Source organism: Enterobacter sp. C4G1 (assembly GCF_052886895.1).
On the sequence record NZ_JBQVVV010000001.1, the window covers coordinates 2,098,188 to 2,119,770 of the forward strand.

Consider the following 21,583-nt stretch of genomic DNA (forward strand, 5'->3'; position numbering starts at 1 on the left):
ATGACGCCGCATTACAAACTTGTAACTTAAATAAGATAAGACAGGGCAAAGTATGGCGAGACGTATTCTGGTCGTAGAAGATGAAGCTCCGATCCGTGAAATGGTGTGCTTCGTGCTCGAACAAAATGGCTTTCAGCCGGTAGAAGCTGAAGATTATGACAGCGCGGTGAATCAACTTAACGAACCCTGGCCTGATTTGATTTTGCTTGACTGGATGCTGCCTGGCGGCTCGGGATTGCAGTTCATCAAACACATTAAACGTGAAGCGATGACCCGCGATATTCCGGTTGTCATGCTCACGGCGCGCGGTGAAGAAGAAGATCGTGTGCGCGGTCTGGAAACAGGCGCTGACGATTACATCACTAAACCATTCTCTCCTAAAGAACTGGTCGCCCGTATTAAAGCGGTGATGCGCCGTATTTCGCCGATGGCGGTGGAAGAGGTGATTGAGATGCAGGGCTTAAGTCTTGATCCAACGTCACACCGGGTGATGACCGGCGAAAACCCACTCGATATGGGGCCGACCGAATTCAAGTTGTTGCATTTCTTTATGACCCACCCTGAGCGTGTCTATAGCCGTGAGCAGTTGCTGAATAACGTCTGGGGGACTAACGTCTATGTCGAAGACCGGACGGTTGATGTCCATATTCGCCGCTTGCGTAAAGCGCTGGAACTGAGCGGCCACGATCGTATGGTGCAGACGGTCCGCGGCACGGGTTATCGTTTTTCGACCCGTTTCTGAACAATGACAGGAGTGTGACGCGTGCTGGAACGTCTGTCATGGAAAAGGCTCGTTTTTGAACTCATTCTTTGTTGTATCCCGGCCCTCATTCTGGGGGCATCTGTGGGACACTTGCCGTGGTTTTTACTGGCAGCGGTCACCGGGCTGCTGATCTGGCATTTCTGGAATTTACTGCGCCTTTCCTGGTGGCTGTGGGTTGACCGCAGTATGACGCCTCCGCCGGGAAGCGGAAGCTGGGAGCCGTTACTCTACGGCCTGCACCAGATGCAGATGCGTAATAAAAAGCGCCGTCGTGAGCTGGGTAGCCTGATCAAACGTTTTCGCAGTGGCGCGGAGTCTCTGCCGGATGCGGTGATTCTGACCACCGAAGAAGGGACTATCTTCTGGTGTAATGGCCTGGCGCAACAGCTGCTTGGCCTGCGCTGGCCGGATGATAATGGCCAGAATATCCTTAACCTTCTGCGTTACCCCGAATTTACGCTGTATCTGAAAAAACGCGACTTTACCCGCCCGCATAATCTGAAACTGAACAATGGTCGTCACCTTGAGATCCGAGTGATGCCTTACAGCGACCAGCAGTGGTTAATGGTTGCGCGTGACGTAACGCAGATGCACCAGTTGGAAGGGGCGCGACGTAATTTCTTTGCTAACGTCAGCCACGAGCTGCGCACGCCGTTAACGGTGCTGCAGGGCTATCTGGAGATGATGCAGGAGCAAACGCTGGAAGGGGCGCCACGCGAAAAAGCGCTGCATACCATGCGTGAGCAAACGCACCGGATGGAAGGGCTGGTGAAACAGCTTCTGACGTTATCGAAAATAGAGGCCGCCCCGACGCTTGCGTTGAATGACACTATCGACGTGCCGATGATGCTGCGCGTTGTAGAACGCGAAGCGCAGACCTTGAGCCATAAAAAACATCTACTGACCTTTGAGGTTGATAATGGCCTGAAAGTACTGGGCAGCGAGGATGAGCTGCGTAGCGCCATTTCTAACCTGGTCTATAACGCGGTAAATCACACGCCAGAAGGGACGCATATTGTGGTGCGCTGGCAACATACCCCGACAGGTGCGGAGTTTAGCGTTGAGGACAACGGGCCGGGGATTTCGCCGGAACACCTGCCTCGCCTGACTGAACGCTTCTATCGTGTGGATAAAGCACGCTCGCGACAGACCGGAGGAAGCGGTCTGGGGCTGGCGATTGTGAAACATGCGGTCAATCACCATGAAAGCCGTCTCGATATTCAGAGCACGCTGGGGAAAGGAACCCGTTTCAGTTTCGTTATCCCGGAACGATTAATTGCCAAAAAAATTGCCTGACAACAGGCGTGTCATTTTTCCTTTCCACGGGCCAGCCATTGCTGGCCCGTTTGCTTTGCGGTCAAGTAAAGCCTGAGTGAATTTTATACGCCTGATGCTTTTTTGTTCGCATGATTAGCCATGGGTTTTTCTTATAAATAGCGTATTGTGCTGGTCTGTTTTTTCATGATGGCATATTGTTCTGGTTTTACGATCCCACCTTGCCTTTAAACGTTATAAGCGTTTAAATTGCCCCCCAGATACTGTCAGACCGACTGTATTTGCGTGGTAAATCGAAAAACTATTCTTCTCCACGCCAGGACGGGAGAATATCCCGCTGAAATTGAGCAAATTTTCCGCTGTATTGTCCCGTCAGGGATGGCGAAAATCTCAACGTTTTCAACACCACATCCACAGGCAGTAAGGTTTTATGACCCATCACTTAAAATCGCGTGACATCATCGCGCTGGGCTTTATGACATTTGCGCTGTTCGTTGGCGCAGGCAACATCATTTTCCCTCCAATGGTCGGCTTACAGGCGGGTGAACACGTCTGGACTGCTGCGTTTGGTTTCCTGATTACTGCCGTGGGTCTACCGGTACTGACCATCGTTGCGCTGGCGAAAGTCGGCGGCGGCGTTGATAGCCTCAGCACACCGATCGGTAAAGTGGCTGGCGTTCTGCTGGCGACGGTCTGCTATCTGGCTGTTGGCCCACTGTTTGCGACCCCGCGTACGGCAACGGTCTCTTTTGAAGTGGGGATTGCTCCGCTGACCGGCGACGGTGCGATGCCGCTGTTTATCTACAGCCTGGTGTACTTCGCGATTGTCATTCTGGTTTCTCTTTATCCGGGCAAGCTGCTGGATACCGTGGGGAACTTCCTGGCGCCAATGAAAATTGTGGCGCTGATCGTGCTGGCCGTTGCGGCTATCATCTGGCCGGCTGGCCCTATCAGCGATGCGATGGATGCCTATAAAAATGCGGCGTTCTCCAACGGTTTTGTGAACGGTTATCTGACCATGGATACGCTGGGCGCGATGGTGTTTGGTATCGTTATTGTGAACGCGGCGCGTTCCCGTGGTGTGACCGAAGCGCGTCTGCTGACCCGCTATACCATCTGGGCTGGCCTGATGGCCGGTGTGGGCCTGACGCTGCTGTATCTGGCGCTGTTCCGCCTGGGTTCAGATAGCGCTATGCTGGTTGAACAGAACGCGAACGGTGCGGCTATCCTTCATGCTTACGTGCAGCACACCTTCGGTGGTGCGGGCAGCATGTTGCTTGCGGTGCTGATTTTCCTGGCGTGTCTGGTGACGGCCGTTGGCCTGACCTGCGCGTGCGCTGAGTTCTTTGCTCAGTATCTGCCGCTCTCTTACCGCTCGCTGGTGTTTATTCTGGGCATTTTCTCAATGGCGGTATCGAATCTGGGGCTGAGCCACCTGATTCAAGTTTCCATTCCGGTGCTGACGGCCATTTATCCGCCGTGCATTGTGCTGGTGGTGTTGAGCTTTACTCGCCCGTGGTGGAATAATTCATCCCGAATTATTGCGCCGGCCATGTTTATCAGCCTTCTTTTTGGTATCCTTGACGGAATCAAAGCATCAGCATTCAGTGAAATGCTGCCAGCCTGGACACAGCGTCTGCCGCTGTCCGAACAAGGTCTGGCATGGCTGATGCCTACCGTTGTAGCGCTGGTTCTGGCCGTTATCTGGGACCGTGCAGCAGGGCGTCAGGTTACATCTAACGCGCATTAATCAACGGCAACAAACTGTTTAACCACGGGGCTTAAGGCCCCGTGGTTTTTTGTTTTTTTCGTGTTGAATGGCAAGATTTAAATGGAAAGCACTAACAAACTCAAACGTGGACTGAGCACCCGCCACATCCGCTTTATGGCGCTGGGTTCAGCTATCGGTACGGGTCTTTTTTATGGCTCGGCAGATGCCATCAAAATGGCCGGTCCAAGCGTTCTGTTGGCCTACATCATTGGTGGTGTGGCGGCGTATATCATCATGCGTGCGCTGGGCGAAATGTCCGTGCATAACCCTTCTGCAAGTTCCTTTTCTCGTTACGCGCAAGATAACTTAGGCCCGCTGGCAGGCTACATCACCGGCTGGACATACTGTTTTGAGATCCTGATAGTGGCGATTGCCGATGTCACTGCCTTCGGCATTTACATGGGGGTCTGGTTCCCGGCTGTACCGCACTGGATTTGGGTACTAAGCGTGGTGTTGATCATCTGCGCCATTAACCTGATGAGCGTGAAGGTGTTTGGTGAGCTGGAGTTCTGGTTCTCCTTCTTTAAAGTTGCCACCATTATCATCATGATTGCGGCCGGTTTTGGCATCATCATCTGGGGTATTGGTAATGGCGGTCAGCCAACCGGTATTCATAACCTGTGGAGCAACGGCGGCTTCTTTAGCAACGGCTGGCTCGGCATGGTGATGTCTTTGCAAATGGTGATGTTTGCGTACGGCGGTATTGAGATTATCGGCATCACCGCAGGTGAAGCGAAAGACCCGGAGAAATCCATCCCGCGTGCCATCAATTCCGTGCCGATGCGTATTCTGGTGTTCTACGTGGGTACGCTGTTTGTCATCATGTCTATTTACCCGTGGAACCAGGTGGGCACCGATGGTAGCCCGTTTGTTCTGACCTTCCAGCACCTGGGGATCACGTTTGCGGCCAGTATTCTGAACTTCGTGGTGCTGACGGCCTCGCTTTCTGCCATTAACAGCGATGTGTTTGGCGTGGGGCGTATGCTGCACGGGATGGCAGAGCAGGGCAGTGCACCAAAAGTCTTTGCGAAAACCTCTCGTCGCGGTATTCCGTGGGTGACGGTGATGGTCATGACCATTGCGCTGCTGTTTGCGGTATACCTCAACTACATCATGCCTGAGAACATTTTCCTGGTGATTGCATCGCTGGCGACCTTTGCGACCGTGTGGGTGTGGATTATGATCCTGCTGTCACAGATTGCGTTCCGTCGCCGTCTGCCGCCGGAAGAGGTGGAAGCACTAAAATTCAAAGTGCCGGGTGGTGTGGTTACTACCGTAGTTGGGCTGGTTTTCCTGGTCTTTATTATCGGACTGATTGGCTATCACCCGGATACCCGTATTTCCTTGTATGTGGGCTTTGCGTGGATTGTTCTGCTGCTGGCAGGCTGGATGTTTAAATGCCGCCGCGACCGCCAGCTGGCGCAAGCGCAGTAATCCTTTTTCACCCTCTCCCAAAAGGCTGAGGGTTCCCCAGAAAAAATACGGACACGTACGGCTCCCTCTCCTTTTTGGGGTGTACAGTCCGGGGACATAGTGAACGCTTGTTCGGGGACATGGTAGACACTTACAACTAAGGCATAAGAACCCGTTTATGGAGTCGCTTATGCCCTGGGATGCGAGAGATACCATGTCATTACGTACCGAGTTTATATTGTTCGCCTCGCAGGACGGGGCGAACATCCGTTCCCTTTGCCGTCATTTCGGCATTTCACCTGCCACCGGCTACAAGTGGCTTCACCGCTGGGCGGAGGAAGGTGCTGCCGGTCTTCAGGACCGTCCCCGCATACCTCATCACTCTCCGAACCGCTCATCAGACGATATTGCTGACCTGCTGCGTATGGCGCATGAACGCCATGAACGCTGGGGCGCGCGCAAGATTAAGCGCTGGCTCGAAGACCAGGGGCACGTCATGCCTGCCTTCAGCACCGTCCATAACCTGATGGCCCGTCACGGCCTGCTGCCGGGCACAGCACCGGGTATTCTTGCCACGGGCCGCTTCGAACATGCTGCACCCAACCGGCTCTGGCAGATGGATTTTAAGGGGCACTTCCCCTTTGGCGGGGGCCGCTGTCATCCGCTCACCCTGCTGGACGACCACTCCCGTTTCTCCCTGTGTCTGACACACTGTTCCGATGAACGGCGTGAGACCGTACAGCAGCAACTGGTCAGCGTGTTTGAACGCTACGGCCTGCCGGAGCGGATGACAATGGACAACGGCTCGCCGTGGGGTGACACCACTGGCACCTGGACGGCGCTGGAGCTGTGGCTGATGCGCCTGGGTATCCGGGTGGGTCACTCACGGCCTTATCATCCGCAGACACAGGGCAAGCTGGAGCGTTTTCACCGCAGCCTGAAGGCGGAAGTACTGCAGGGTAAGTGGTTCGCAGACAGCGGTGAAGTGCAGCGCGCCTTCGACCACTGGCGCACCGTCTATAACCTGGAACGGCCACACGAGGCCCTGGATATGATGGTGCCGGGGTCGCGGTATCAGCCGTCTGCGCGGCAGTACAGCGGCACCATGGCGCCACCGGAATACGATGAAGGGGTAATGGTCAGGAAGGTGGATAGCAGCGGGAAGCTGAGCGTCAAAGGTATCTGTCTGAGAGCAGGTAAGGCCTTCAGGGGGGAAAGCGTCGGGATGAAAGAGACACGGGAAGAAGGGTATTACGAGGTGTGGTGGTACAGTACAAAAGTGGGGGTGATCGACCTGAAGAAAAAGTCGATCACCATGGGTAAAGGATGTTAAAAAGTGTTCACCATGTCCCCGAACACCTGTCTACCATGTCCCCGGACTGTACAGGGGAGAGGGTTGGGGTGAGGGGGAACATACGGCTAAGGTGGTCATTCCGTTCACTTTACGTTCCTTGCCACTCTGTCACCACAATACCCGTGAACGTGCCAGGGTAGCTCACCGCCGCTACCCTGGCGACCCGGGCTCCCGGCAAGAAAATCGCCGCTTCGCGGTGCCTTCGGCTTATTCCTTTCGGCTTTCGGGTCGGGCGCGATGCAGCGTCCATGCAAGTCGCGCCCTCTCGGCGCATCCATGCGCCTCGCCCCGGCCTACAGGAAATGCCTCAGCGATTTTCAGCCGGACCATGGAATCGCTGTAAGCCTTTTATTTCAATGGCGTAATGTCATCGCTGAGTAAAGATAAAATGACTGGGGAACCCTCAGCCCAAAAGGAGAGGGTGAAGGCATCAGGCTGCACTGATGCCTCCTCCCCCGTCCTCCTCCCCCAATAAACTGCATCATGATGAGCTAACCTTAACTACCCTGTGGCAAGGTGACGTCAATTTCATCAAAGGGGATTCGTGATGTTGAACGCCTGGCACCTTCCGGTTGCCCCATTTGTTAAGCAAAACAAAGACAACCTTGTGATTACGCTCTGGCTGGCGGGGGAAAATCAGCCCGACCGCGTGATGCTACGCGCTGAAGTGGATAACGAAGAAACCGCATTGACCATGCACAAGCAACGCAGCCAGCCGCAACCCGGCGTGACGGCATGGCGCGCGAACATCGATCTCAACAGCGGGCAGCCGCGACGTCGCTACAGCTTTAAGCTGCTGTGGAATAACCGTCAGCTGTGGTTTACCCCGCAAGGCTTTAGCCGTTTTCCACCTGCGCGGCTGGAGCAATTCGCCGTCGATTACCCGGACCATGGCCCGCAGTGGGTCAACGATCAGGTCTTTTATCAAATCTTCCCTGACCGCTTTGCCCGCAGCCAGAAGCGCACGCCGCAGCAGGATAAGGTCTATTACCACCACGCCACAGGTCACGACATTATCTTTAAAGAGTGGGATGAGCCGCTTACAGCGCAGGCAGGGGGATCGACATTTTACGGTGGTGATCTGGACGGGATCAGCGAAAAGCTCCCGTATCTGAAAAAACTGGGCGTCACGGCGCTGTACCTTAACCCGGTCTTTAAAGCGCCAAGCGTTCACAAATACGATACCGAAGATTATCGCCACGTTGATGAGCAGTTTGGCGGTGATGCCGCGCTGCTGCGTCTGCGGGAAAACACGAAAAAAGAAGGAATGCGCCTGATTCTGGACGGCGTGTTCAACCACAGTGGGGATTCCCACGCCTGGTTTGATCGTCACAATCAGTCCATGGGCGGTGCGTGTCATAACCCGGATTCACCCCAGCGTGACTGGTACAGCTTTAGTGATGAAGGACGGGCTTTGGACTGGTTGGGCTATGCCAGCCTGCCTAAGCTCGATTTTCAGTCGCCAGTGCTTGTGAACGAGATCTACGGTGGTGATGACAGCATTGTGCGCCACTGGTTAAAGGCTCCGTGGAACATGGACGGCTGGCGTCTGGACGTGGTGCATATGCTGGGTGAAGCGGGTGGGGCACGTAACAATATTGAGCACGTTGCCGGGATCACCCGTTCAGCAAAAGTCGCCCAGCCGGAGGCGTTTGTCTTTGGTGAGCATTTTGGTGATGCGCGTCAGTGGCTTCATGCCGATGCCGAAGACGCGGCGATGAACTATCGCGGCTTTACTTTCCCGCTGTGGGGATTCCTTGCCAATACCGATATTTCTTACGATCCGCAACTTATCGACGCCGAAACCTGCATGGCGTGGATGGACAACTACCGCGCCAGTCTGTCTCACCAGCAGCAGCTGCGGATGTTCAACCAGCTGGATAGCCACGACACAGCACGTTTCAAGTCGCTGCTGGGCAAAGACGTGGCGCGTCTGCCGCTGGCGGTGACCTGGCTCTTCACCTGGCCTGGGATCCCGTGTATTTACTACGGTGATGAAGTGGGACTGGACGGCAACAACGATCCGTTCTGTCGCAAAACCTTCCCGTGGGATCCGGCAAAACAGGACGCGTCGCTGTTCAGCCTGTATCAGCGTATGGCGAAACTGCGTAAACAGAACCAGGCTTTACGCTACGGCGGCTGCCAGGTGGTCTACGCGCATGATAACGTCGTGGTGTTTGCCCGGGTCTATAACCAGCAGCGCGTGCTGGTGGCCATTAACCGGGGTGAAGCCTGTGAAGTGGTGCTGGATGATTCCCCACTGCTCAGGGTGAAGGCATGGCAACTGAAAGAGGGTAAAGGCGACCTGCAAGAAGGGGTTTTGTCTCTGCCTGCGATTTCAGCCTGCATTTGGTTTGGTAATTAATCCCCTTTTGCAACCGGTGTATTACGCCGGTTGCAGAATATTCCCCAAAGTCGTTCTGTTAAATTAAACAGAGCGGACAAATTTCTTTAATATCGTCTAAATCAATTCTCGCTATACTCAAATTGCTTTATCAGACAGGGCCCTTTCTCATTTAGCACACAAAATCGTTTGCTTTTAACTAATTGATTAAAAGGTACTTTTATGTCTATTCGTGAACTGATTGACCCGTCCAATTCCGCACTGATTTTTATCGATCACCAGCCGCAGATGTCCTTTGGCGTGGCAAATATTGACCGTCAGTTATTGAAAAATAATACGGTTGCTCTGGCGAAAGCAGGCAAAATTTTTGATGTACCGGTTATCTATACGTCTGTAGAAACAAAGAGCTTCAGCGGTTATATCTGGCCTGAATTGCTGGCCGTCCATCCTGATGTAAAACCCATTGAACGTACCTCGATGAACTCCTGGGAAGATGACGCGTTTGTTGCGGCAGTTAAAGCCACAGGCCGCAAAAAACTCATCATTTCTGCCCTGTGGACAGAAGTGTGCCTGACCTTCCCGGCGCTGATGGCGCTGGATGAAGGCTTCGAAGTGTATGTAGTAACAGATACCTCCGGCGGGACCTCTGTTGATGCACACGAACGTGCTATCGACCGTATGGTGCAGGCAGGCGCAGTGCCTGTGACCTGGCAGCAGGTGTTGCTTGAGTACCAGCGCGACTGGTCACGTAAAGGCACTTATGACGCGGTGATGGATCTGGTGCGTGAGCATAGCGGGGCTTACGGCATGGGCGTTGATTATGCCTATACCCTCGTTCACGGTGCGCCAGAGCGCAAAGCGTAATCCTTTCAGGGCGGGGTTCTCCCGCCCATCAATGACCAGGGAACTTTTATGGCGCAAACATCACATGTGACGCTGGTGATCACCCATACGTTACTGCCTGGGCAAGCCGGGCGATACGAACAGTGGCTTGGCAAAATCATGCCCATCGCGGCTGAATTTCCCGGACATCTGGGGGCTAACGTCATCCGCCCGTCCGAAGGACAGAGCCTGTGGACGGTGATTATCCGCTTCGACACCATTGAGCACCTTTATGCCTGGACGCAGTCCGATACCCGTAATGTGCTGGTGAAAGAGATTGAGCCACTGCTGGCGGAAGGCGATAAAACGGAAGTGCGCACCGAGGCGGCATTCTGGTTCACTCCGCCAGAGACAAATGTGCGTAAGCCAAAGCAGTGGAAACAGTTTCTCATCACCCTGCTGGTTATCTTCCCCAGTACCAATGTGGTGCCGCTGGTGACTGGCGCGCTGCTTCCTGGCCTGAAAGGCACTTTACTGCTGCATTTGATTAACGATGCCTGTGTGGTCGCGCTGGTGGTCTGGCTGTGGATGCCCATCGTGACCCGTCTGTTTGCCGGATGGCTGAAAAAAGCCTGATCCGGTTCAAAGGAGTACGTTATGTCTCAAACTGCCACACTGATCTTAACGAAAGGTAAGATCCACACCCTTGATCGCGAAAATCCGCTGACGGAAGCGGTGGCTATCGCTAACGGCAAGATCCTCGCGACCGGGAATCACGATCGCATCATGAGTTATGCAACCCAGGGCACGCAAATTGTTGATTTGCAGGGAAGCACAGTGATCCCCGGTCTTAATGACTCCCACCTGCACCTGATTCGCGGCGGGCTGAACTACAACCTCGAATTACGCTGGGAAGGTGTCCCTTCCCTGGCAGACGCGTTACGGATGCTAAAAGATCAGGCCGACCGTACGCCATCTCCCCAGTGGGTCCGCGTTGTGGGCGGCTGGAGTGAATTCCAGTTTGCCGAACGCCGGATGCCCACCATCGAAGAGCTTAACGAGGCCGCTCCGGATACCCCGGTGTTTGTACTGCATCTCTACGATCGCGCGCTGCTCAACCGCGCTGCGCTCAAAGCCGTTGGCTATACCAAAGAGACACCAAACCCGCCGGGTGGGGAAATTGTGCGTGATAACAACGGCAATCCGACCGGGCTGCTGATCGCTAAACCGAATGCGATGATCCTCTACGCGACGCTGGCAAAAGGACCAAAGCTGCCGCTTGAACTGCAGGTGAACTCTACGCGTCAGTTTATGCGCGAGCTGAACCGCCTGGGGCTGACCAGTGCTATCGACGCAGGCGGCGGTTTCCAGAACTACCCTGAGGATTACGAGATAATTGAGCAACTGCACGCCAAAGAGCAGATGACGGTGCGTATTGCCTATAACCTCTTTACTCAGCGTCCAAAGCAAGAACTGGAAGACTTTGAACGCTGGACCGATATGCTCAAGCCAGGGCAGGGGACGGATTTCTACCGTGCTAACGGTGCAGGCGAGATGCTGGTTTTCTCGGCGGCGGATTTTGAAGACTTTCTCCAGCCGCGCCCGGATCTGCCTCAGGGTATGGAAGACGAACTGGAGCGCGTGGTGCGTCATCTGGTGGAAAACCGCTGGCCGTTCCGTCTGCACGCGACCTATGACGAATCCATCAGCCGGATGTTGGATGTGTTTGAGAAGGTAAACCGCGAGATCCCGTTCAACGGGCTGCACTGGTTCTTTGACCACGCTGAAACCATTACCGAGCGTAATATCGAACGCGTTAAAGCACTGGGCGGCGGGATTGCGGTGCAGCACCGTATGGCCTTCCAGGGGGAATACTTTGTTGATCGTTATGGTAAAGAGGCGGTGAAACATACGCCGCCGGTGGCGAAGATGCTGGAGCTGGGCGTACCGGTAGGGTTAGGGACGGACGCGACCCGTGTGGCGAGCTATAACCCGTGGACGGCGCTTTACTGGCTAGTGTCCGGGCGTACCGTGGGCGGGCTGGCGATGTATGACGACAACAACCGCCTGCCGCGCGATGTTGCGTTGGAACTGTGGACCGCAGGCAGCGCGTGGTTTTCCAGCGAGCAAGGTAAGAAGGGCCGTCTGGTTGAAGGTCAGCTTGCCGATCTGGTGGTGCTTTCGAAAGACTATTTCAGCGTGCAGGAAGAAGAGATTAAAGGCATCGAGTCGGTGCTGACCGTGGTGGATGGCAAGGTGGTGTACGCAGCCGGGCACTTTAGCCCGCTGTCACCACCGCCAATCCCGGTCGTGCCGGAATGGTCACCGGTGGTTAAGGTGCCTGGACATTATCGCTCAGCTCCGCCTGCTGCCAGCAAGGTGGGCGCGGTGGTGCAGATGCACCAGTGTATCGGGAGCTGTGGTGTGCATGGGCACGCGCACGACATAGCCCGTCAGTCAGATATTCCGGTGTCGGACGATCAGGCGTTCTGGGGCGTGCTGGGCTGTTCCTGCTTCGCGTTCTGAATAAAAAAAGGCCCGCATAAGCGGGCCTTTTTCGTAAACCGTGCCAATTACAGGCTGGATACGTTCTCTGCCAGGTACTTAGCAACACCTTCTGGAGATGCAGCCATACCTTCTTTCCCTTTTTCCCACTGAGCCGGGCACACTTCGCCGTGCTCTTCGTGGAATTGCAGCGCGTCAACCATACGCAGCATTTCGTCGATGTTACGACCCAGTGGCAGATCGTTCACCACCTGGTGACGAACGATGCCGTTCGCATCGATCAGGAAGGAGCCACGCAGTGCAACGCCAGCGTCCGGATGTTCGATACCGTAAGCCTGCTGGATTTCGCGTTTGATGTCCGCAACCATTGCGTATTTCACCGCACCGATGCCGCCGTTGTCGACAGGGGTGTTACGCCATGCGTTGTGTACAAATTCAGAGTCGAAGGAGACGCCAACAACTTCTACGCCACGCTTCTGGAATTCTTCGTAACGTTTGTCGAACGCGATCAGCTCAGACGGGCAAACGAAAGTGAAGTCCATTGGCCAGAAGAACAGAACGGTCGCTTTACCGTTGGTGTGCTGTTTGAAGTTGAAGTTTTCAACGATTTCACCGTTGCCCAGAACTGCTGCAGCTGTAAAATCCGGAGCCGGACGAGTTACCAGAACCATATGATTCTCCTGTAGATACTAAGGTTATTTGGAACGCAACGCGGGCCAGTATAGAGAGTGTCCGCTAATAAGACAAAGAGGTGGTGACAATCGTTCCACAAGCTTTCGCCTATCAATCATTCTTTAATTAAAGTTGCTTACTTTTGGCTTGAGCCATCATGCGCGGGTAAAACTGCCAGAAACGCGTTTCCAGCGCATCGTAATGCTCGTCCAGGTCATGCCAGGAGTCACGCAGCGCATCCAGGCGCGGGCGACGGCTCGCCATACCGTTCAATACATTCTGGATAAAGTCCATCTCGCGATAGCGCTCAAGCCAGCGTTCAGACCACAGGTAGTTATTCAGGTTCACAAAGCGCGGCGGTGAGTCGGGCAAAATGATCGACACCTGCTGATGGGCATAGCGCACAAACTCCGGTAATGGCATCTCTGGCGAGAGTTGCGCCCAGTGGCGCGACAGAAAATGGTCCCACATCACATCCAGCGTAATTGGCGCAACGCGGCGCGTTTCGGGGCGGAACCACGTTTTGGCTTCCGTCACTTCGGGCAGATTATCCGTCAGCACGTCGATACGGCGGTGCATAAAAATCCCATCGACTATCTCAGGGGAATAGTTCTCGGCAGGGTTACCGCGGACAAAATCGGCCAGCAAATTGCCGGAAAGAGAGCTGTCAGCAAGATGAGCGAGATGCAGGTGAGCGAGAAAATTCATGCGTTTTATTTGTCCGGTAGCGGCTAGTTGTTGCAGCAAAAGAGTGTGAGCACTAGACTATGCCGCCTGTTTTTAAGTCACGAGTATACGTCATGCGCGTCGCCGATTTTTCCTTTGAACTACCTGAATCCCTGATTGCTCACTATCCAATGCCTGAGCGCAGCAGCTGTCGCTTGCTGTCACTGGACGGGCCAACGGGCGCGCTGACGCACGGTACTTTCACCGATTTGCTCGACAAGCTCAACCCTGGCGACCTGCTGGTCTTTAACAATACCCGCGTGATCCCGGCGCGTCTGTTTGGCCGTAAAGCCAGTGGCGGCAAGATTGAAGTGCTGGTCGAACGTATGCTCGATGATAAACGTATTCTGGCACATATTCGCGCCTCTAAAGCGCCGAAGCCGGGTGCGGAACTGCTGCTGGGTGACGATGAGAGCATTAAAGCGACCATGACCGCGCGTCACGATGCGCTGTTTGAAGTGGAGTTTAATGACGAACGCACGGTGCTCGACATCCTGAACACCATCGGCCACATGCCGCTGCCGCCGTATATTGAGCGCCCGGACGAAGAGGCAGACCGCGAGCTTTACCAGACCGTCTACAGCCAGAAACCTGGCGCGGTAGCCGCACCGACGGCTGGCCTGCACTTTGACGACCCATTGCTTGAAAAACTGCGCGCAAAAGGCGTTGAGATGGCGTTCGTGACGCTGCACGTGGGCGCGGGGACTTTCCAGCCGGTACGTGTCGACAGTATCGAAGACCACATCATGCACTCCGAATATGCTGAAGTGCCGCAGGATGTTGTTGAGGCAGTGCTGGCGGCGAAAACCCGCGGCAGCCGCGTGATTGCTGTCGGTACAACCTCCGTACGCTCGCTGGAGAGCGCCGCGCAGGCTGCCAAAAATGACCTGATTGAGCCGTTCTTTGGCGATACGCAAATCTTTATTTACCCGGGCTACCAGTACAACGTGATTGATGCTCTGGTGACCAACTTCCATCTCCCTGAATCAACGTTGATTATGCTGGTTTCCGCCTTTGCGGGGTATCAGAATACGATGAACGCATACAAGTCTGCGGTAGAACAAAAATATCGCTTTTTTAGCTACGGGGACGCGATGTTTATCACGTACAATCCGCAGGCTTTGAATGAGCGTGTCGGGGAATAAGTCCGCGGCACCAGAATAATGTGTCGGACTGTTTTTCTGGCACAGAGGAATAAAAATGAAATTTGAACTCGATACCACCGATGGCCGTGCGCGTCGCGGTCGCCTGGTGTTTGATCGCGGCGTGGTGGAAACCCCCGCGTTTATGCCTGTGGGCACCTACGGCACCGTAAAAGGGATGACGCCGGAAGAAGTTGAAGCCACTGGCGCACAGATTATTCTCGGCAATACCTTCCACCTGTGGCTGCGTCCTGGTCAGGAGATCATGAAGCTGCACGGCGACCTGCATGACTTCATGCAGTGGAAAGGACCAATCCTCACCGATTCCGGCGGTTTCCAGGTCTTCAGCCTGGGTGATATCCGCAAAATAACTGAGCAGGGCGTTCACTTCCGTAACCCAATCAACGGCGATCCGATTTTCCTCGATCCTGAAAAATCGATGGAGATTCAGTACGATCTCGGTTCCGACATCGTGATGATCTTCGACGAATGTACGCCATATCCGGCGGACTGGGATTACGCGAAACGTTCCATGGAGATGTCTCTGCGTTGGGCGCAGCGTAGCCGCGACCGTTTTGACTCTCTCGAGAACAAAAACGCGCTGTTCGGCATTATCCAGGGCAGTGTTTACGAAGATTTACGCGATATCTCTGTTAAAGGTCTGGTAGAGATAGGTTTTGATGGCTACGCTGTCGGCGGTTTGGCTGTAGGTGAGCCGAAGGAAGACATGCATCGCATTCTTGAACATGTCTGCCCGCAAATACCAGCAGATAAACCACGTTACCTGATGGGTGTGGGTAAACCAGAAGATCTGGTTGAAGGTGTGCGCCGCGGCATTGATATGTTCGACTGCGTAATGCCAACCCGTAACGCGCGTAACGGTCATCTGTTTGTTACCGATGGCGTGGTGAAAATCCGTAACGCGAAGCATAAGAGTGACACCAGCCCGCTCGATTCTGAGTGCGATTGCTATACCTGTCGCAATTATTCCCGCGCGTATTTGCATCATCTCGATCGTTGCAATGAGATTTTGGGCGCGCGTCTCAATACCATTCATAATCTTCGTTATTATCAGCGCTTAATGGCTGGTTTACGTAAGGCTATTGAAGAGGGTAAATTAGAGAGCTTCGTGACCGATTTCTACCAACGTCAGGGTCGGGATGTTCCACCTTTGAACGTTGATTAATTTTAATAATGAGGGAATTTGAATGAGCTTTTTTATTTCTGATGCGGTAGCAGCAACTGGCGCGCCTTCTCAGGGCAGCCCAATGTCTCTGATTCTGATGCTGGTTGTGTTCGGTCTGATCTTCTATTTCATGATCCTGCGTCCACAGCAGAAGCGCACCAAAGAGCACAAAAACCTGATGAACTCTATCGCGAAAGGCGATGAAGTGCTGACCAACGGTGGCCTGGTGGGTCGCGTGACCAAAGTAGCTGAAAGCGGCTACATTGCTATCGCCCTGAACGACACCACTGAAGTGGTTATCAAACGTGACTTCGTAGCTGCCGTTCTGCCGAAAGGCACCATGAAGGCGCTGTAATCCCAACTTTTCCCAAAGGGAACTGCCGTGTTAAACCGTTATCCTTTGTGGAAGTACATCATGCTGGTCGTCGTGATTCTCGTCGGCCTGCTGTACGCGCTTCCCAACCTGTATGGTGAGGATCCGGCCGTTCAAATCACTGGCGCGCGCGGTGTCGCCGCCAGTGAGCAAACGCTGATCCAGGTCCAGAAAACGTTACAAGAAGAAAAAATTACCGCTAAGTCTGTGGCACTGGAAGAGGGCGCTATTCTTGCTCGCTTCGACACCACCGACACGCAGCTCCGCGCTCGTGAAGCGCTGATGGGCGTGCTGGGTGATAAATATGTCGTGGCGCTTAACCTTGCTCCTGCAACTCCGCGTTGGCTGGCTGCGCTTAATGCAGAGCCAATGAAGCTCGGTCTTGACCTGCGTGGTGGTGTTCACTTCCTGATGGAAGTGGATATGGACACCGCACTGGGCAAATTGCAGGAACAGAATATCGATAGCCTGCGCAGCGATCTGCGTGATAAAGGCATCGCGTACACCACCGTGCGTAAAGAAGATAACTACGGCATGAGCATCACGTTCCGCGACAGCGCGGCACGCGACCAGGCTGTAACTTACCTGTCTCAACGTCACCGTGACCTGGTTATTACCTCTCAGGGCAGCAACCAGCTGCGTGCCGTGATGACGGATGCGCGTCTGAGCGAAGCGCGTGAATACGCGGTTCAGCAGAACATCAACATTCTGCGTAACCGTGTAAACCAACTGGGTGTGGCTGAACCACTGGTACAGCGTCAGGGTGCTGACCGTATTGTGGTTGAACTGCCGGGTATCCAGGATACTGCGCGAGCGAAAGAGATTCTGGGTGCGACTGCAACGCTTGAGTTCCGTCTGGTTAACTCTAACGTCGATCAGTCCGCTGCTGCTGCGGGCCGTATTCCGGGCGACTCTGAAGTGAAACAGACACGTGAAGGCCAGCCAGTTGTGCTGTACAAACGCGTGATCCTGACCGGTGACCATATCACCGACTCCACTTCAAGCCAGGATGAATACAACCAGCCGCAGGTTAACATCTCGCTGGATAGCGCAGGTGGTAACATCATGTCTAACTTCACCAAGGACAATATCGGTAAACCGATGGCGACCTTGTTCGTGGAGTACAAAGACAGCGGTAAGAAAGATGCGAATGGCCGTGCAGTGCTGGTGAAAGAGGAAGAGGTGATTAACATCGCCAATATCCAGTCTCGTCTGGGTAACAGCTTCCGTATCACCGGTATTAACAACCCGAATGAAGCCCGCCAGCTGTCACTGCTGCTGCGTGCCGGTGCGCTGATTGCGCCAATTCAGATTGTTGAAGAACGTACCATTGGTCCAACCCTGGGTATGCAGAACATCAAACAGGGTCTGGAAGCGTGTCTGGCGGGTCTTGTTGTTTCAATCCTGTTCATGATCTTCTTCTATAAGAAGTTTGGTCTGATTGCGACAAGCGCGCTGCTGGCGAACCTGGTGATGATCATCGGCATTATGTCCCTGCTGCCGGGGGCGACGCTGACCATGCCGGGGATTGCGGGTATCGTTCTGACCCTTGCGGTGGCGGTCGACGCCAACGTACTGATCAACGAACGTATCAAAGAAGAGTTGAGCAACGGTCGCTCTGTGCAGCAGGCGATTGAAGAAGGCTATAAAGGTGCTTTCAGCTCCATCTTCGATGCGAACGTAACAACACTGATTAAGGTTCTTATCCTGTACGCAGTGGGTACTGGCGCAATCAAAGGCTTTGCAATTACAACCGGTATCGGTGTTGCAACGTCGATGTTTACCGCTATTGTCGGCACCCGTGCCATCGTGAACCTGCTGTACGGCGGCAAGCGCGTCAAAAAGCTGTCTATCTGAGGAGTGCGTTGTGGCACAGGAATATACTGTTGAACAATTGAACCACGGCCGTAAAGTCTGGGACTTTATGCGCTGGGACTACTGGGCCTTCGGCATTTCAGGTTTTTTGCTGATTGTCTCCATCGCCATTATGGGCGTGAAAGGCTTTAACTGGGGGCTCGATTTTACCGGCGGTACGGTAATTGAAATCTCTCTGGAAAAACCGGTCGATATGGACCAGATGCGCCTGTCACTGCAGAAGGCGGGCTTTGAAGAGCCGTTGCTGCAGAATTTCGGTAGCAGCCGCGACATCATGGTACGTATGCCTCCGGTACACGACGCCAACGGCAGCCAGGAGCTGGGTAGCAAGGTCGTTAATGTAATTAACGAATCGACCAGCCAGAATGCGGCGGTGAAGCGTATTGAGTTCGTTGGCCCGAGCGTAGGTGCAGACCTGGCGCAGACCGGTGCGATGGCGCTGATGGTGGCGCTGATCTCCATCCTGATCTACGTTGGCTTCCGCTTCGAGTGGCGCCTGGCGGCAGGCGTGGTTATCGCGCTGGCGCACGACGTGGTGATCACCATGGGCGTACTGTCGCTGTTCCACATTGAGATTGACCTGACTATCGTGGCATCCCTGATGTCCGTTATCGGTTACTCACTGAACGACAGTATCGTGGTATCTGACCGTATTCGTGAAAACTTCCGTAAGATCCGTCGCGGTACGCCGTACGAAATCTTTAACGTGTCGTTGACCCAGACGCTGCACCGTACGTTGATCACATCCGGTACAACCTTGATGGTTATCCTGATGCTGTATCTCTTCGGTGGCCCGGTGCTGGAAGGCTTCTCACTGACCATGCTGATTGGTGTGACTATCGGTACTGCTTCGTCTATTTACGTTGCATCCGCTCTGGCACTGAAACTCGGCATGAGACGTGAGCACCTGCTCCAGCAGAAAGTCGAAAAAGAAGGGGCGGACCAACCGTCAATTCTGCCGTAAGACATTGTCTTATGCATAAAAAAATCCCGGTCTGTTGGCCGGGATTTTTTTTTATCTGCTGCTGACAAACCCTCCTGACAGTATGCTGTCAGGAGGGCTGTCATACACTCTTTCTGAACCCAAACAACAGGCAGGAGGAAGTATGAAAAGTGTCATTAACTGGTTTGAAATTCCCGTCGCGGATATGGATCGCGCCATCAAATTCTACGAGCCGGTAATGCAGGTCGCGCTGCGTCGCGAAAAAATGGATTGTGCAGAGCTGGCGGTGTTCCCGCATGACGATCCGGCGACCGGTGGCGCGCTGGCTAAATTTGATGGCATTACACCCTCACAGCAGGGCGCTATTATTTATCTGCATACTGACAATCTGGCCGCCACGCTCGACAGAATCGCGTCTGCGGGCGGAGAATGTGTGTTTGGCCCGCTGGAGCTGCCACGTGGTATCGGCACCATTGCCCTGTTTACCGACAGCGAAGGTAACCGGGTTGGCCTTCATCAACCCGCCTGAGAGCTAAAGAGACTATGACCCGACGCGCTGACCGTTTATTTCAGATTGTGCAGATCCTGCGGGGCAGGCGTCTGACGACGGCAGCGCATCTGGCAGAGCGACTCGGGGTTTCTGAGAGAACCGTTTATCGCGATATCCGCGACCTTTCCCTTTCTGGAGTGCCGGTGGAAGGTGAGGCGGGGAGTGGTTATCGTCTGATGTCCGGTTTCGACTTACCCCCGCTGATGCTGACAAACAAAGAGTCTGAAGCATTGATGGTGGCGATCCGTCTGCTGAAAACCTGGGGCGGGGAATCACTGTCGCGTGAGCTGGAATCGGCCCAGGAAAAGGTGCTGGCGATCCTGCCGGAAGAGAGTCGTCGCAAGGCAGAGCAGACACGCATTTATGCGCCGGATATTGCCCTGCAAAACCACTCCCGCAATCACTTCGATGTGATTCATCAGGCGATATCTGCCCAGCGGGTTCTGGCACTGCATTATCGGGATGAAGCCGGGCAGCTCTCAAAGCGAGAGGTTCAGCCGCTGGGGCTGTTCTTCTGGGGAGAACGCTGGCTGCTGGCAGCCTGGTGTGAAAGGCGCGATGACTACCGCTGCTTCCGACTCGACAGGTGTTTGAATATTGCATCGACGGAGAGACGCTTTAGCGAGAGTGCAGACAGGTCTCTGGCGGATTTTCTCAGGAAGGTGAAGCAGTAAAAAGCCGGGTGGCGAGGTAAAAGCAAAACGGCAACATACGTTGCCGTTTTTTGCGTTTGCACCCTCTCCCGTGTGAGAGGGAAGGGGTGAGGGCATCAGCCCGCACAATCCCGCAGTGATTAGAAGTTGTAACCTACTACCAGGTAACCACCCCAACCGGTAGAACGAACGCTGAAGTCGCCGTCGCCGAAGTTCAGGCTGGCGTCGTCGTTCCACTGACCACCGTTGTGCCAGTAACGCGCAACAACAGAGTAGTGCCAGTGATCGTAGTTCAGCGCCAGGATGTGGCTGGAAGCGATGGAGTTGTTGGTACGCGCTTTCTTACCGTTCAGATCACGGAAGTCGTTGTCGCCCAGGTCTGAACCCCAGTCAAAGTTGGTGAAGCCGATGTAGCTCAGGTTGCCGCCCCACAGCTGGGTAATTGGCACAAAGTATTTCACTTTGAAACGGTAGCCATCCCACTCGTTCTCGTTCGCTGCACCGTAGTTCTGCCACTGGTATTTCGCGTAGACGTTCATGGACAGGCTCATCGGCAGGCCAGTGTCGATGTCCGTACCCAGACCCATATACCAGGTGCTCTGACGACCGGACTTGTTGCGGCCCATGTCGTAGATGTAGTTGTTTGCGAAGTACCACTCTTTGAATGGACCGAACGCCAGGCTGGTGCCGGTCAGCTTATCGATGGAGAAGCGTGGTTCAATTTCCATGAACAGCGGCGAGCCGTGGTTCCAGATACCTTTTGCATCGGTATTACCACCAAAGAAGACCGGCGCATCCATATAGCCGTAGAAATCAAACCAGTCTTTCTTGGCAAATGCTTCGTACTCCAGGTAGGTATCGTTACGGATCTGTGGTCCGAAACGGGTGTGGTAGCTGCCTACCACGTTTACGCTCTGATGCCACCAGTCGGAAACGTATTCTGGTTTATCGTTTTCTGCTGCGTTAGCAGTGAAAGAAGAGGAAAGTGCCAGCGCTGCGCCGGCTGCAAGTAATGTTTTTTTCATAATCATGCCACTGATTGAAATTCCCTTCCGGGAGTGAAAAATGCGCGATTTGCGTTTCAAAATATTTCGTGTTTCTGCGGAGCCTATTATAGGAATCCTTGCTCACAAAAATATGTGTTGTTTCACATATCTCTCACGTGCGTAATCGATTGCGTTCACGTTTGCGTACTTTAAACGGCCGGGATTGTAAC

The 21,583-nt window shown here is 54.1% G+C and carries 19 protein-coding genes; 16 read left to right on the plus strand and 3 right to left on the minus strand.

The features are described 5' to 3' along the window. Nucleotides 1-52: 52 nt before the first annotated feature. The 9 genes from phoB to ACT9TW_RS10095 all read left to right on the plus strand — a co-directional run bounded on the left by phoB (nt 53) and on the right by ACT9TW_RS10095 (nt 12,268). Nucleotides 53-742, plus strand: coding sequence for a phosphate response regulator transcription factor PhoB (gene phoB, locus ACT9TW_RS10055; RefSeq protein WP_003859122.1), 690 nt, complete (start codon nt 53-55; stop codon nt 740-742). A 21-nt stretch (nt 743-763) separates the two neighbouring features. Continuing rightward, nucleotides 764-2,059 carry a phosphate regulon sensor histidine kinase PhoR gene (phoR, locus tag ACT9TW_RS10060; protein ID WP_446492274.1) on the plus strand — a complete coding sequence of 432 codons (1,296 nt, stop codon included), beginning with the start codon at nt 764-766 and terminating at the stop codon, nt 2,057-2,059. A gap of 409 nt (nt 2,060-2,468) precedes the next feature. Then, nucleotides 2,469-3,788: a branched-chain amino acid transporter carrier protein BrnQ gene (brnQ, locus tag ACT9TW_RS10065; protein ID WP_182059799.1), complete on the plus strand. Its 1,320-nt coding sequence runs from the start codon at nt 2,469-2,471 to the stop codon at nt 3,786-3,788. Nucleotides 3,789-3,869: 81 nt separating this feature from the next. Beyond that, nucleotides 3,870-5,243, plus strand: a complete 1,374-nt coding sequence (gene proY / locus ACT9TW_RS10070; RefSeq protein WP_446492275.1) for a proline-specific permease ProY — start codon at nt 3,870-3,872, stop codon at nt 5,241-5,243. A 169-nt stretch (nt 5,244-5,412) separates the two neighbouring features. Continuing rightward, nucleotides 5,413-6,555 (plus strand): IS481 family transposase, encoded by a 1,143-nt coding sequence (locus tag ACT9TW_RS10075; RefSeq protein ID WP_446492699.1) that lies wholly within the window; start codon nt 5,413-5,415, stop codon nt 6,553-6,555. A 568-nt stretch (nt 6,556-7,123) separates the two neighbouring features. Continuing rightward, nucleotides 7,124-8,941, plus strand: a complete 1,818-nt coding sequence (gene malZ / locus ACT9TW_RS10080) for a maltodextrin glucosidase (protein ID WP_446492276.1) — start codon at nt 7,124-7,126, stop codon at nt 8,939-8,941. A gap of 201 nt (nt 8,942-9,142) precedes the next feature. Continuing rightward, nucleotides 9,143-9,784: a hydrolase gene (locus ACT9TW_RS10085; RefSeq protein ID WP_014069092.1), complete on the plus strand. Its 642-nt coding sequence runs from the start codon at nt 9,143-9,145 to the stop codon at nt 9,782-9,784. 48 nt (nt 9,785-9,832) lie between these two features. After that, entirely contained in the window at nt 9,833-10,378 is a 546-nt protein-coding gene (locus tag ACT9TW_RS10090; RefSeq protein WP_182059804.1) for an antibiotic biosynthesis monooxygenase, read from the plus strand. Nucleotides 10,379-10,399: 21 nt separating this feature from the next. Then, nucleotides 10,400-12,268, plus strand: a complete 1,869-nt coding sequence (locus ACT9TW_RS10095) for an amidohydrolase (RefSeq protein ID WP_446492277.1) — start codon at nt 10,400-10,402, stop codon at nt 12,266-12,268. Nucleotides 12,269-12,315: 47 nt separating this feature from the next. Here ACT9TW_RS10095 and ACT9TW_RS10100 read toward each other — a convergent pair whose 3' ends face one another. Both ACT9TW_RS10100 and acpH read right to left on the minus strand, forming a co-directional pair. Then, a complete protein-coding gene (locus ACT9TW_RS10100) occupies nt 12,316-12,918 on the minus strand; it encodes a peroxiredoxin C (RefSeq protein WP_182059806.1) in 603 nt (200 codons plus the stop codon). A gap of 127 nt (nt 12,919-13,045) precedes the next feature. Beyond that, nucleotides 13,046-13,627, minus strand: coding sequence for an ACP phosphodiesterase (acpH, locus tag ACT9TW_RS10105; RefSeq protein WP_315688007.1), 582 nt, complete (start codon nt 13,625-13,627; stop codon nt 13,046-13,048). A 92-nt stretch (nt 13,628-13,719) separates the two neighbouring features. Here acpH and queA point away from each other — a divergent pair, with 92 nt between their 5' ends. From queA to ACT9TW_RS10140, 7 genes are all read left to right on the plus strand, one after another. Further along, a complete protein-coding gene (queA, locus tag ACT9TW_RS10110) occupies nt 13,720-14,790 on the plus strand; it encodes a tRNA preQ1(34) S-adenosylmethionine ribosyltransferase-isomerase QueA (RefSeq protein WP_446492278.1) in 1,071 nt (356 codons plus the stop codon). A 55-nt stretch (nt 14,791-14,845) separates the two neighbouring features. Further along, a complete protein-coding gene (gene tgt / locus ACT9TW_RS10115; RefSeq protein WP_182059809.1) occupies nt 14,846-15,973 on the plus strand; it encodes a tRNA guanosine(34) transglycosylase Tgt in 1,128 nt (375 codons plus the stop codon). Nucleotides 15,974-15,995: 22 nt separating this feature from the next. Then, entirely contained in the window at nt 15,996-16,328 is a 333-nt protein-coding gene (yajC, locus tag ACT9TW_RS10120; protein ID WP_042320789.1) for a preprotein translocase subunit YajC, read from the plus strand. A 27-nt stretch (nt 16,329-16,355) separates the two neighbouring features. Next, a complete protein-coding gene (gene secD / locus ACT9TW_RS10125) occupies nt 16,356-18,203 on the plus strand; it encodes a protein translocase subunit SecD (RefSeq protein WP_446492279.1) in 1,848 nt (615 codons plus the stop codon). A gap of 10 nt (nt 18,204-18,213) precedes the next feature. Beyond that, nucleotides 18,214-19,185, plus strand: coding sequence for a protein translocase subunit SecF (gene secF, locus ACT9TW_RS10130; protein WP_182059811.1), 972 nt, complete (start codon nt 18,214-18,216; stop codon nt 19,183-19,185). Between the two features lie 142 nt (nt 19,186-19,327). Continuing rightward, the gene (locus ACT9TW_RS10135; RefSeq protein WP_182059812.1) at nt 19,328-19,693 is read left to right on the plus strand and encodes a VOC family protein; all 366 of its coding nucleotides are present in this window, start codon (nt 19,328-19,330) and stop codon (nt 19,691-19,693) included. A gap of 14 nt (nt 19,694-19,707) precedes the next feature. After that, nucleotides 19,708-20,388: a helix-turn-helix transcriptional regulator gene (locus tag ACT9TW_RS10140; RefSeq protein ID WP_182059813.1), complete on the plus strand. Its 681-nt coding sequence runs from the start codon at nt 19,708-19,710 to the stop codon at nt 20,386-20,388. Nucleotides 20,389-20,507: 119 nt separating this feature from the next. Here the strand turns inward: ACT9TW_RS10140 and ACT9TW_RS10145 are convergent, their stop codons facing one another. Continuing rightward, nucleotides 20,508-21,392 (minus strand): nucleoside-specific channel-forming protein Tsx, encoded by an 885-nt coding sequence (locus tag ACT9TW_RS10145; RefSeq protein WP_446492280.1) that lies wholly within the window; start codon nt 21,390-21,392, stop codon nt 20,508-20,510. Between the last annotated feature and the right edge of the window lie 191 nt (nt 21,393-21,583).

Coding starts and splice junctions, on each gene's coding strand:
- phoB (WP_003859122.1), top strand. CDS start 53: ATGGCGAGACGTATTCTGGTCGTAGAAGATGAAGCTCCGATCCGTGAA.
- brnQ (WP_182059799.1), top strand. CDS start 2,469: ATGACCCATCACTTAAAATCGCGTGACATCATCGCGCTGGGCTTTATG.
- proY (WP_446492275.1), top strand. CDS start 3,870: ATGGAAAGCACTAACAAACTCAAACGTGGACTGAGCACCCGCCACATC.
- ACT9TW_RS10075 (WP_446492699.1), top strand. CDS start 5,413: ATGCCCTGGGATGCGAGAGATACCATGTCATTACGTACCGAGTTTATA.
- malZ (WP_446492276.1), top strand. CDS start 7,124: ATGTTGAACGCCTGGCACCTTCCGGTTGCCCCATTTGTTAAGCAAAAC.
- ACT9TW_RS10085 (WP_014069092.1), top strand. CDS start 9,143: ATGTCTATTCGTGAACTGATTGACCCGTCCAATTCCGCACTGATTTTT.
- ACT9TW_RS10090 (WP_182059804.1), top strand. CDS start 9,833: ATGGCGCAAACATCACATGTGACGCTGGTGATCACCCATACGTTACTG.
- ACT9TW_RS10095 (WP_446492277.1), top strand. CDS start 10,400: ATGTCTCAAACTGCCACACTGATCTTAACGAAAGGTAAGATCCACACC.
- ACT9TW_RS10100 (WP_182059806.1), bottom strand. CDS start 12,918: ATGGTTCTGGTAACTCGTCCGGCTCCGGATTTTACAGCTGCAGCAGTT.
- acpH (WP_315688007.1), bottom strand. CDS start 13,627: ATGAATTTTCTCGCTCACCTGCATCTCGCTCATCTTGCTGACAGCTCT.
- queA (WP_446492278.1), top strand. CDS start 13,720: ATGCGCGTCGCCGATTTTTCCTTTGAACTACCTGAATCCCTGATTGCT.
- tgt (WP_182059809.1), top strand. CDS start 14,846: ATGAAATTTGAACTCGATACCACCGATGGCCGTGCGCGTCGCGGTCGC.
- yajC (WP_042320789.1), top strand. CDS start 15,996: ATGAGCTTTTTTATTTCTGATGCGGTAGCAGCAACTGGCGCGCCTTCT.
- ACT9TW_RS10135 (WP_182059812.1), top strand. CDS start 19,328: ATGAAAAGTGTCATTAACTGGTTTGAAATTCCCGTCGCGGATATGGAT.
- ACT9TW_RS10140 (WP_182059813.1), top strand. CDS start 19,708: ATGACCCGACGCGCTGACCGTTTATTTCAGATTGTGCAGATCCTGCGG.
- ACT9TW_RS10145 (WP_446492280.1), bottom strand. CDS start 21,392: ATGAAAAAAACATTACTTGCAGCCGGCGCAGCGCTGGCACTTTCCTCT.